This window comes from Herbaspirillum autotrophicum, assembly GCF_001189915.1.
In the GTDB taxonomy this organism is placed as follows: Bacteria; Pseudomonadota; Gammaproteobacteria; order Burkholderiales; family Burkholderiaceae_D; genus Herbaspirillum; species Herbaspirillum autotrophicum.
In genome coordinates, this window is the sequence record NZ_LFLS01000013.1 from 131,345 (window position 1) to 142,838 (window position 11,494).

The 11,494-nt window shown below is 57.8% G+C and carries 10 protein-coding genes; 6 read left to right on the forward strand and 4 right to left on the reverse strand.

The window, feature by feature from the left end; all coding sequences use genetic code 11:
• Nucleotides 1-129: 129 nt before the first annotated feature.
• The 4 genes from AKL27_RS12265 to AKL27_RS12280 form a co-directional block, all read right to left on the reverse strand.
• Nucleotides 130-801, reverse strand: a complete 672-nt coding sequence (locus tag AKL27_RS12265) for an amino acid ABC transporter permease (RefSeq protein WP_050463111.1) — start codon at nucleotides 799-801, stop codon at nucleotides 130-132.
• 63 nt (nucleotides 802-864) lie between these two features.
• Nucleotides 865-1,650, reverse strand: coding sequence for a transporter substrate-binding domain-containing protein (locus AKL27_RS12270; RefSeq protein ID WP_050463112.1), 786 nt, complete (start codon nucleotides 1,648-1,650; stop codon nucleotides 865-867).
• A gap of 196 nt (nucleotides 1,651-1,846) precedes the next feature.
• A complete protein-coding gene (gene gshA / locus AKL27_RS12275) occupies nucleotides 1,847-3,442 on the reverse strand; it encodes a glutamate--cysteine ligase (RefSeq protein WP_050463113.1) in 1,596 nt (531 codons plus the stop codon).
• Between the two features lie 119 nt (nucleotides 3,443-3,561).
• Nucleotides 3,562-4,440, reverse strand: a complete 879-nt coding sequence (locus tag AKL27_RS12280) for an amino acid ABC transporter substrate-binding protein (protein WP_050463114.1) — start codon at nucleotides 4,438-4,440, stop codon at nucleotides 3,562-3,564.
• Nucleotides 4,441-4,645: 205 nt separating this feature from the next.
• Here AKL27_RS12280 and folD point away from each other — a divergent pair, with 205 nt between their 5' ends.
• From folD to lpxO, 6 genes are all read left to right on the forward strand, one after another.
• Nucleotides 4,646-5,491 carry a bifunctional methylenetetrahydrofolate dehydrogenase/methenyltetrahydrofolate cyclohydrolase FolD gene (folD, locus tag AKL27_RS12285; RefSeq protein ID WP_050463115.1) on the forward strand — a complete coding sequence of 282 codons (846 nt, stop codon included), beginning with the start codon at nucleotides 4,646-4,648 and terminating at the stop codon, nucleotides 5,489-5,491.
• Between the two features lie 19 nt (nucleotides 5,492-5,510).
• Nucleotides 5,511-7,589 (forward strand): M3 family metallopeptidase, encoded by a 2,079-nt coding sequence (locus AKL27_RS12290; RefSeq protein WP_050463116.1) that lies wholly within the window; start codon nucleotides 5,511-5,513, stop codon nucleotides 7,587-7,589.
• Nucleotides 7,590-7,747: 158 nt separating this feature from the next.
• Entirely contained in the window at nucleotides 7,748-8,176 is a 429-nt protein-coding gene (locus AKL27_RS12295; protein WP_050463117.1) for a DNA polymerase III subunit chi, read from the forward strand.
• A gap of 16 nt (nucleotides 8,177-8,192) precedes the next feature.
• Nucleotides 8,193-8,846, forward strand: coding sequence for a hypothetical protein (locus AKL27_RS12300; RefSeq protein ID WP_050463118.1), 654 nt, complete (start codon nucleotides 8,193-8,195; stop codon nucleotides 8,844-8,846).
• Nucleotides 8,847-9,050: 204 nt separating this feature from the next.
• Nucleotides 9,051-10,361, forward strand: a complete 1,311-nt coding sequence (locus tag AKL27_RS12305) for a D-amino acid dehydrogenase (protein ID WP_050463119.1) — start codon at nucleotides 9,051-9,053, stop codon at nucleotides 10,359-10,361.
• 282 nt (nucleotides 10,362-10,643) lie between these two features.
• The coding region (lpxO, locus tag AKL27_RS12310) for a lipid A hydroxylase LpxO (protein ID WP_050463120.1) at nucleotides 10,644-11,494 on the forward strand (851 nt) is incomplete at its 3' end.

The following is an 11,494-nucleotide window of genomic DNA, read 5'->3' on the forward strand; positions in this document are numbered from 1 at the left end:
CATTTTTGCGAATTCGAGTAAAAATGGGTAAAAAATGCACTGGTTGCACTGCACAGAAAGGCCCTCGAACGGTGTTGTAAAGCGTATTTATTTATCAGTTCAACAACAATCAAAGCCTACCTGAAAGTCTTATCCGGCGGGTCGGCAGACTTTTTTGAAATGCGCTTCCAGGCGTCGCTGCACGCCATGTTCATACAACAGGCACAAACCCCAGTAAATAATTGCGGCGATGCAATAAAAGGTAAATGGCCGGAAGGTTACCGAGATGATGTCGCCGGTATATTTCATCAGTTCGGCCACGGTAATTACAGAGAGCACCGACGTATCCTTGAACAGACTGATCAGGGAATTGCTGATGCCGGGAATGGCCAGCCGCAGTGCTTGCGGCATGATGATGTAGCGCATGGTTTGCATCCGTGTGAGTCCGAGGCTGAAGCCGGCGCCCCACTGACTGCTGCTGACGCCTTCGATGGCACCGCGCATGGTTTCCGACAGATAGGCACCGGCATTGGCGGTCAACACCAGCGTACCGATCACGATCAGCGGCAAGTCGATACCGGCAGCGCCGAGCCCGAAGTACATCAGGAACGCTTGAATCAGTTGCGGCGTGCTGCGCATGAAACTGACATACACGTTGGCCAGCGGCGCCAGCAACGGTACGTGCTCATGACGGATCACGGTCACCAGCGCGCCAACCGGCAAGCCAAACAGCATGCCGAGCAATGCATACACTAATGTATACAGCGTACCCAGCAAAATCAGATGGCCGGAATCGGCGACGACGGCAAGTAACTCACTCATGGCGTGACGGGAAAATTGACGGACGATGCAGGCATGGCGACGGCTGCTGATTGCACTTGACTGTTATTGACCTGGAACCCGGGACGCATCGAGGCCAAACCAGCGTTGGGAAATTCTGGCGTAAGTACCGTCCGCGATCAGCGCTGCGATGGCGCCATCAATCGCCAATTGAAATTGCGGATTATTCTTTTTGAAGGCAATCCCCTGCCGCTGCGCGTCGCCGACGGTAGCGGCGGCGCGCAAGGGCAACCGCGCTTCCTGCATCATGTAGGGCACCAGCAAGCGATCATTGAGCGCGGCATCGATACGACCGTTGGCCAGATCCTGCAAGTTGAGCGGCGCCGAGGTATAGGTCTTGACTTCAATGCCGCCGATGGCATTCAGCGTTTCGGCGTAACTGCTGCCTTGCCCGACACCGACCCGCTTGCCTTTGAGACTGGCCAGCGTCGGATAGCTGGCCGCATCGTCCTGGCGCAAGATCAGTTGCGCCACCGAATAGGTATAGGGGCGGGAAAATGCGAATTCGGCCTGACGCTTGGGCGTCATGGTGACCTGCGAAATGATGACGTCGTATTTGCCGACTTGCAGACCGGCCAGTATGCCGGCCCACTCGGTCGCCACAAATTCCGGCTTGACGCCGAGCCGGGCCGACAGGGCGCGCGCGAATTCAACATCGAAGCCGGTCAGCTCACCGCTTTTCTTATCCTTGTAATTGAATGGCGGATAAGTGCCTTCGGTTGCGATCCTGAGCACCCCGCGCTGTTTCACCATATCCAGCAAATCCGCAGCACGCGCGGTCATCGATAAACTCAGGACACAGATCGCCAGTGCGATTTTTCCGGACAGCATGCTTACACCCCCGACAAGTCAATTGAACCGGGCGCAATATACTGGAAAATCGTGGTGTTTTTTACAAGGATGCGGCCGCGCTGAACGAAGCCTTGCAACAATCACAAAGCGACCATGCCGGCCTAGAATTTATTCACGCAACGGCCACCATCCCTGACGGCATCGGCCGCTCAGGGACCGCTTTTCAGGAACCGGCTCAGACGCTGATATTGCCGAGGGTGCTGGCGCGATAAGCCGCCACGAAGGTATCGAAGTCACCGGTCTGGGTGCGCTCGATATCATTTTGCGCGGACAGTGATGCTGCCACTGCAGCAGCAAACTCTGCAGTCTGTTGCGGCGTCAGCGGTCGCGCCAGAAATTGTGCGGCCTGTTGCCGGCTGTTCTGCAATGCGAACGCGGCAAATGAATTGTGGTGCTCACGCACCTCGCGCAATACCCGCGCCGCCGGCGTCAGCTCCACATCGTGCAATTTTTCGCGTTGCGCAGCCAGCGCCCGGGCGTGCTCCGTACCGCCGGATTGCGCATCCAGCAAGGCCGCGACCGGCTGCATGCGATCCAGCAATTCCAGTCCCCAGGCTTGCAAGCCGATGGCTTGTCCGTCGCGCTGCAATTGCAGGCCGGGACGACGCCCCTGCTTTACCGTGTCGGCAAAATTATGACGATTCTCGTGCCCCTCGTCTTCCGAGGTCAGCGAGCTTTGTTCCAGCGCGATGAAATGCAGGAACACATCCAGGAAGCGTGAAGTCAGCAAACTGATGCCGAGCGGCTCGAACGGATCGATATCCATGCAGCGCACTTCGACATACTGCACCCCGCGCGCCGACAGCGCCTGCACCGGACGCTCGCCGCTGTAGATGACGCGCTTGGGCCGGATCGACGAGTAATACTCGTTTTCGATCTGCAGGATATTGGTATTGATTTGTATCCATTCGCCGTCGCGTTTGGTGCCAATTGCCTCATACGCCGGGTACGGCTGGCTGACTGCCTGCGACAGGCTTCTGATATAGCTCGACAGATTGTTGTAGTGCGGCGTGATACCGGCCTGGGCGTTGCTCTGATAACCCAGATCGCTCATGCGCAGGCTGGTGGCATACGGCAGATACAAGGTATCGTCGCTCAGGGTCTCCAGCTGATGCGGACGGCCGCGCAGGAAATTGGTGCTCAATGCCGGCGACGCCCCGAACAGATACATCAGCAGCCAGCTGTAGCGGCGGAAGTTGCGGATCAGCGCGATATAGCTTTCCGACTGGTAGTCGCGACGCGATACCGAGCCATCGACCTCGGTATCGATCCCGCGCAACAATTCCCAGATATCTTCATTGAGCGAAAAATTGTAGTGAATGCCGGCGATGCATTGCATGGTCTTGCCGTAGCGCAGGGCCAGCCCGCGCCGATAGACATGTTTCAGCATGCCGATATGGGAAGTGCCATACCAGGCAATCGGAATCTCGGATTCGGGCGGCAACTCGCCCGGCATCGATTCATTCCAGAGGATTTCGCCCTGCAATTGCGGATGAACGAAACGGTGAATCTCGTCGAGACGTTGCAAAGCGGTGGCGATATCGTGCTCGGCCGGGGTGATGAACTCCAGCAGCGACTCCGAGTAATCGGTAGTGATCTGCTCATTGGTCAGCGCCGAACCGAGGGCGGCCGGATGTGGCCGGGATGACAATTGACCGGTCGCGTCGACCCGCAACGTCTCTCGCTCCACTCCCCGCAAGCCAAGGGCCAGCAAGCCCCGGTGCGCCGGGCTGGCAAGAAGCGTAAGACGGCGAGTCAACAAATCGGTCATGCAATCATCCTCTGCTCATATTAGTTGCGGGAGCATAACCGAAAATGAAAAAGTGCGTCGTCGGCCACCGGGAAACGCAAAGCATGGTCAAGTTGACAATAAATGCCTGTCAAATCCGCTCACTCCCCGACCTTGTCGCTCGGATAACGAAAAGAATCGCGCAAAAAATAACTCATCGGCAATTTCAGCGATTGCGCGCCGGGACCGCTGGCTGCGGTAAACCATTTATCGTAGATTTTGTAGATTTCGCCATCGTTGATCAGCCGCACCATCTCGGCGTCGGCCATCGCCTTGAGCTGGATGTCGCTCTTGCGCAGCATGACCGCATAAGACTTCACCGCCAGCGAATTGCCGGTGATCAGGTACGCAGACGGTTCGGGGATTTTCAACATCAGGTTGTGCAAGATCGCCTCATTGCCGGCCAGCGCCGCCACTTTGCCGCTGACCAGCATGGCCATGGCGTCGTCGTAATACAGCGTTTCATGCATCACCATATCCAGCACCCGGGAATAATTGCGCAATTTGACCAGCTCACTCTGGGCGGTGGCCTTAACGGTGACAATGCTCTTGTTGCGCAGATCGGTCCAGGCCGAAATATCGCTGTCACGGCGCACGATCATTTTGACGCCGTCAATGAAGTACGGAATCGTAAAGGCGAATTCCTGCCGCCGTTCGGCATTATTCGAGGTGGTCCCGCATTCGATATCGGCCCGGCGCTCGCGCAACGCGGTAAAGCGCGTCAAGCCATTGACCGCAACAAACTCGGATTTCAACTGCGGCAGTTTCAATTCGCGCTGTACCCGGCTGACGATCTTGCTGCAGATATCGATCGCATAGCCAACCACCCGCTGGTTTTGATCCAGGGTCGAAAATGGCGCCTGGCCGCTGCGATAGGCCACTTTCATGGTCTGGGTGGCACGAATTCGGTCCAGTGTTTCTTCCGCTTTCAACGAGATCGTCACCAACAAACCCGCCATCAGCAGTGCGCTGCGCATCATCCACCCCTCCTTCTCTGCCGGCCGCTTCCGTATTACCCATCCGCTGCATTTCTGCACCAGTCGCCAGCGTAGCAGAAGGATGCCGGCGGCCGCACAAAATGTTGCACAAAACACATTGCAAGGCGCCGACTGCATACACCGCGTCAGTGTTTGATCTGGCGCGCCTTATAATGTCGGGATTATCACTTTTCACAGTCTGCACAACATGCCAGCCCAACTGATCGACGGAAACCTGCTCTCCCAACAACTGCGCGCCGATGTCGCCAAACGCGCCGCCGCCCTCACCGCGCAAGGCAAACAACCCGGCCTGGCGGTGATTCTGGTCGGCGACAGCCAGGCGTCCCAGGTTTATGTGCGCAACAAGGTAAAGGCGTGCGAAGACAACGGTCTGTACTCGGTGCTGGAAAAATACGACGCCAACCTGAGCGAAGCGGATTTGCTGGCGCGCATCACCGCCCTCAACGCCGACCCGAAAATCAATGGCATTCTGGTGCAGTTGCCGCTGCCGGCGCATATCGATGCGCACAAGGTGATCGAAGCGATTGCCGCAGAAAAGGATGTCGACGGTTTCCACGTCAGCAATGCCGGCCTGCTGATGACCGGCCAGCCGCTGTTCCGCCCGTGCACGCCCTACGGCGTCATGAAAATGCTGGAATCGATCAGCTTCCCGGTGCGCGGCGCCAACGCGGTTGTGGTCGGCGCGTCCAACATTGTTGGCAAGCCGCAGGCAATGTTGCTCTTGCAAGCCGGGGCAACCGTCACTATCTGTAACTCCAAGACCCGTGATCTCGGACAGCATACGCGTCAGGCAGATATTCTGGTGGTGGCCACCGGCAAGCGCAACATCGTCACCGCCGACATGATCAAACCCGGCGCAGTCGTCATCGATGTCGGCATGAATCGCGACGATAACGGCAAGTTGTGTGGCGATGTCGACTTCGCCAATGCCAAAGAGGTTGCAGGCTACATCACCCCCGTGCCCGGCGGCGTCGGGCCGATGACCATCACCATGTTGCTGGTCAACACGATTGAAGCCGCCGAACGAACCTGAATACGGATCTGAACCCACTATGACCACCACCCCGACTACCCCTGCTGCAGCCAATCCCTTGCTCGACTTTTCCGGGCTGGCCCGCTTTGATGCGATCCGTCCCGAACATGTGACGCCGGCCATCGACGACTTGCTGGCCGGCACCGATGCACTGGTAAAGGCGCTGGAAGCGCCGATGGCGAGCGTGACCTGGCAAAATTTTGTCGAGCCGCTGGAAAACGCTACCGAGAAACTGGGCCGGGCGTGGAGTATCGTCGGGCATCTCAATTCGGTGGTCGATACGCCGGAACTGCGCGCCGTCTACAACGAAAACCAGCCGCGTCTGGTCGAGTTCTGGACCGCGCTGGGTCAGAATCTGGCATTGTTCGAAAAATACAAGGCCTTGCAGGCCGGTCCGGAATACGCGGGCCTGTCGGCAGCGCGCAAGAAAGTCATCGACAATGCAGTGCGCGATTTCCGCCTCAGCGGCGCGGAACTGGCCGATGACCAAAAAGAGCGCTTTGGCGAAATTCAGGAAAAGCTGGCGGCCTTGACGACCCGTTTTTCCGAAAACATTCTGGACGCCACCAATGACTTCGGTCTGCTGGTGGAAGACGAAGCCGAACTGTCGGGCCTGCCTGAGGATGTACGGCAGGCAGCGCGCGCCGCGGCAGAAAAAGACGGCAAGCCCGGCTACAAGTTCACGCTGCACTTCCCTTCTTATTTCCCGGTACTGCAATACGCCGACCAGCGTTCGCTGCGCGAGAAAATCTATCGCGCCAACGCCACCAAGGCTTCCGAGCTCGGCGCCAAACCGGAATGGGACAACACCGACAACATGACGCAAATTCTGGCCTTGCGCCATGAAGAAGCCGCCATGCTGGGTTTTGCCAACTATGCCGAATTGTCGCTGGTGCCGAAGATGGCGCAGTCGCCGCAAGAAGTCATCGCCTTCCTTGAAGACCTGGGTCGCCGCGCCCGTTCGTATGGCGAAAAAGACTGGACCGAATTGCGTGCCTTTGCCAGGGAACAACTGGGACTGGATACGCTGGAAGCCTGGGACACCACCTATGCATCGGAAAAGCTGCGCGAACAGCGCTATGCGTTTTCGGAACAGGAAGTCAAACAGTACTTCCCGGAACACAAGGTGGTCAACGGCCTGTTCCAGCTGATCCAGCGCCTGTTCGGCGTCAACATCAGCACCGACAGCGCGCCGGTATGGCATCCCGACGTCAAGTTTTTCCGCATCGAACGCGACGGCAAGCTGGTGGGTCAGTTCTATCTCGACTTGTACGCGCGCAGCGGCAAGCGCGGCGGCGCCTGGATGGATGATGCCCGTGCCCGGCGTCTGACCGGCAATGGCATACAGACACCGATTGCCTATCTGGTCTGCAATTTCACCGAGCCGGCAACCGTCGATGGCGTGCGCAAGCCAGCCTTGTTTACCCACGATGAAGTAATCACGCTGTTCCATGAATCCGGCCACGGCCTGCATCACATGCTGACGCAAGTCGATGAAGTCGGCGTCTCCGGCATTTCCGGGGTCGAATGGGATGCGGTCGAACTGCCATCGCAGTTCATGGAAAACTTCTGCTGGGAATGGGATGTTCTGCAACACCTGAGCGCCCATGCCGATACCGGCGACACCCTGCCGCGCGCCCTGTTCGACAAGATGATCGCCGCCAAGAACTTCCAGTCCGGGCTGCAAATGTTGCGTCAGGTCGAATTCTCGCTGTTCGACATGCATATTCACTATGACATGGCGCCTGGCACCAGCGTGCAGGATGTCATCAACCGCGTGCGCGAACAGGTGGCCGTGGTGCGCCCGCCTGCCTTCAACCGCTTCCAGCATTCGTTCAGCCACATTTTCTCGGGTGGTTATGCGGCTGGCTATTACAGCTACAAATGGGCCGAAGTGTTGTCGGCTGACGCCTACGGCGCATTCGAAGAAGCCGCTGCTGCCGGTGGCAACGTGGTCTCGATCGAAACCGGGCAACGCTTCCAGCGCGAGATTCTGGCGGTCGGCGGTTCGCGTCCGGCGCTTGAATCATTCAAGGCCTTCCGCGGCCGCGAACCGAGCATCGATGCCTTGCTGCGCCACAGCGGCATGGCCGCCTGAACAACGCCGGCAACCACCACCGGTGCATGATCTTGTCATGCACCGGTTTTGCTTTGCAGCGGAAGTGACTATACTGCCTGCAAGGCTTTTATCAGTTGCTCAACCGCAGCCGGACAGCAACCATTGCACTCCGCCCATTCATCATTAGCAGGCCCGGTATGACCCGCATCGATTTCCACAGCAATGTCCCCAATAAAATGGCCTACGCCTGCCGCCTGGTACGCAAGGCGCGTGCGGCGCAATTCCGCATCGTGCTGCTGACCCGCGACCGCAGCGAAATGGCAGCGCTCGATCAAGCCTTGTGGACCTTCTCGGAACAAGACTTCGTGCCGCACGTCAACGCCGGCAGCCCGCTGGCGGAACAGACACCGGTGCTGCTGACCAGCGCCGAAGACGATGCCATTCCGGCGTTGCCGCATCACCAGATCCTGATCAATCTGTCGGGCAGTACGCCGGAACACTTTGCCCGCTTCGAACGCATGTTTGAAATCATTTCCGCCGATGACAGCGATAAAGCTGCGGGGCGTGATCGTTATCGTTTTTACAAGGAACGCGGTTACCCACTCAGCCACTTCGTCGCCGAGTGATGCACCGCCCGCGCGCATGAACCATACCCCTCCCGACAATGGCATTCCGCTGCTGACGGAAATCATTCCCGTCACCCCGACGCCACCGTCCGCCGGCAGCCAGCATCCCCAACAACCGGCAGCGTTTGCGCCGGAACCACCCGGCTTCAATCAAAACGATATCGATCAGTCCGGTTCGGATCAGCGCGATTTCCATCACGCCAACGCCAATAACGCGAACTTCGATCAACAGAACTCCAGTCAACCGGGCTTCCATCAGCCGAACTTCAATCAACCGGGTTTCAACCAACACTTCGCACCGAATTTCACTCCCAGCTTCAATCCGGCCTTCAGTCCCGACTTCAACCTGAACCTGCCGCCCGACCTTGCTCCGCAATCTTCATACGCGCCCCCGGCATATGCGCACACTGAACAGCCGGCGCCGTCATTGCAGCCGCAACAACTGGAACAGATGCGCCTGGAAATTCAGGAAAGCGTGATGCAAACCGTACTCGGTCATATCGACAGCGTCTTGCATGAGCACCTGCAAGATCAGTTGGCCATCGTGCTCGACAATCTGGCCGACATGTTGAAGGTGCGCGTCAAGGCCAGCATGGAGCAGGCGCTGGTTGCCAGCGTGGCGCAGGCGGTGGCGGAAGAAATGGCAAAATTCGACAATTCAAAAAAATAAACATTTATCTCATTTATTTTGTTTTTAAAACACGGAAACCAACCCGCTGTTTAAAAATAGAAAAATAGTTACCACTATTGAATACCTAAACAATCCAGAACTTCTTACAATGCCAGTCATTGAACAGGGACTGAACTTGCGCCCGGCGATTACCGCCAGACACCCCGGCCAAGACAGCATGGCGTTGTATTTAAGGAGAATGTGATGAAGGTCATCGTACTGGGAGCAGGCATTATCGGCACCGCGTCCGCGTGGTTTCTGAAAAAAGAAGGTTACGACGTCACCGTCATTGATCGTCAGCCTGGTGCTGCGCAGGAAACCAGCTTCGCCAACGGTTGTCAGATTTCCGTCTCGCATGCGGAGCCATGGGCCAATCCATCGGCGCCGATGAAGGTGTTGAAGTGGCTCGGCAAAGAAGATGCGCCGCTGCTGTATCGCTTCCGTCCGGAATGGCTGCAGTGGAAATGGGCGCTCAACTTCCTGCGCGAATGCACACCCGCCCGTACCGATGAAAACATCCGCCAGATCGTGGCGCTGTGCGAATACAGCCGCCAGACCCTGATGGCGCTGCGCGCCGAAACCGATATCCAGTACGACCATCTGACCCGCGGCATTCTGCACTTCTATACAGAAGCAAAGGAATTCGAACTGTCATTGCCATCAGCCAAGCTGATGCGCGATCTCGGTTGCCCGCGTGAATCCATCAGCGCCGATGAAGTGATCAAGATCGAACCGGCACTGGCCAGCATCCGCGACAAGATCGTCGGCGGCGACTACACTGCCACCGATGAATCAGGCGACGTCTACAAGCTCACCACCGGTCTGGCGAAAAAAGCCGAAGAAGCCGGCGTCGACTTCCAGTTCAATACCACCATCACGCGCCTGATCACCGAAGGCAGCGGCGCGTCGGCCAAGATCACGGCAGTGGAAATCATCGATGGCGAAGGCCGTCATCGCGTGCTGCGCGCCGATGCCTTCGTGGTTGCCATGGGCAGCTTCTCCGAACCGCTGCTCCGGCCGCTCGGCATCAATCTGCTGCTGTATCCGGGCAAGGGCTATTCGGCCACTTATCAGGTCACCAATCCGGATGCCGCACCCACCGTATCACTCACCGATGATGGCTACAAGCTGGTGGTATCGCGCCTGGGCGACCGCCTGCGCGTGGCCGGCACCTGCGAACTCAATGGCTACACCCGCGAATTGAACACCACCCGTTGCGAAGCGATTACGCGCCGCACCCGTGAACTGTTCCCGGACGGCTGCGATTACAGCAACCCGGTGTACTGGACCGGCCTGCGTCCGCTGACGCCATCGAATATTCCTTACGTCGGCAAGACCAAGTTCAGCAACCTGTTTCTCAATACCGGTCACGGTACGCTGGGCTGGACCATGGGCTGCGGTTCCGGGCGCGCGATTGCCGAAATCATTGCCGGTCGTCAGCCGGAAATCGATTTCGGTTTCACCGGCATGCCACGCAAGGCGCCGCCGCGTCTGTTGACGCAAGCTACGGCCTGATCTGCGCGGAGATTGCTCCGCAGCATCATCCATTGAAGATCACAACGCACCGCCTGCCGGTGCGTTGTCGCTTTACCAACATCACCCTCCATCGCGCCGGTTGAGCACGAACTGCCTTTGATCTGCATTAAGTCGGGCCATGACGCTTGGTGTAAAATCAGCCCCATTCCTCGCCGCAGCACGGCATGTTGATCACCCGCTGCGGACGCTATCCAGACATCCCGCCAGGCGCCGTTGCTATCCGGCGCCAAGCTCGCGGAGCACCAGTTTAAGGACATTGCAATGAAGTGGGTCGCCGTCGGCATTTATCTGTTTTCAATTTTATTCATTCATTTTCGAGGCAAGGTCCGATTGCCGTTTTTCCGGCAATTCTTCGATCACTCCTCGATCATGGCGCCGATCAATCTGTTCATGTATGCCTTCTCGCGCGTGCCGGCAGTGCCTTATCCGCCGGTCAACGATTTCCCGAACCTGCATCTGCTGGATGACAACTGGGAAACCATCCGCGCCGAAGCCGTCAATCTGCAAAACATCTCCAAGATCAAGGCTGCCGAAAAGAACGATGACGCTGGCTTCAACTCTTTCTTCAAGGCCGGCTGGAAACGTTTTTATCTGAAGTGGTACGACGCCAGCCATCCGTCGGCGGAACAGTTCTGCCCCAAGACGGTTGAAATCCTGCGCCGCATCCCCGGCGTCAAGGCCGCCATGTTTGCAGAACTGGCACCGGGCGGCACCCTCAACCGCCATCGCGATCCTTATGCCGGTTCACTGCGCTATCACCTCGGGCTGGTGACGCCCAACGACGACAGCTGCTTTATTGAAGTCGATGGCGAACGCTACAGCTGGCGCGATGGCAAGAGCGTGGTGTTCGACGAGACCTTCATTCACTGGGCCCACAACGGTGCCGACACCAACCGCATCATCCTGTTCTGCGATATCGAACGACCATTGCGTTATCGCTGGGCCCAGGCTGTCAACAGCTGGCTCGGCAAGACCATGATGACCGCCGCCAGTTCGCCAAATGAAACCGGCGACCAGACCGGCCGCATCAACAAACTGTTCCGCTTTGTGTGGATCGCGGGGCAGTATCGGCGCAAGCTGAAAAACTGGAACCGCACAGTCTATCGCGCCAT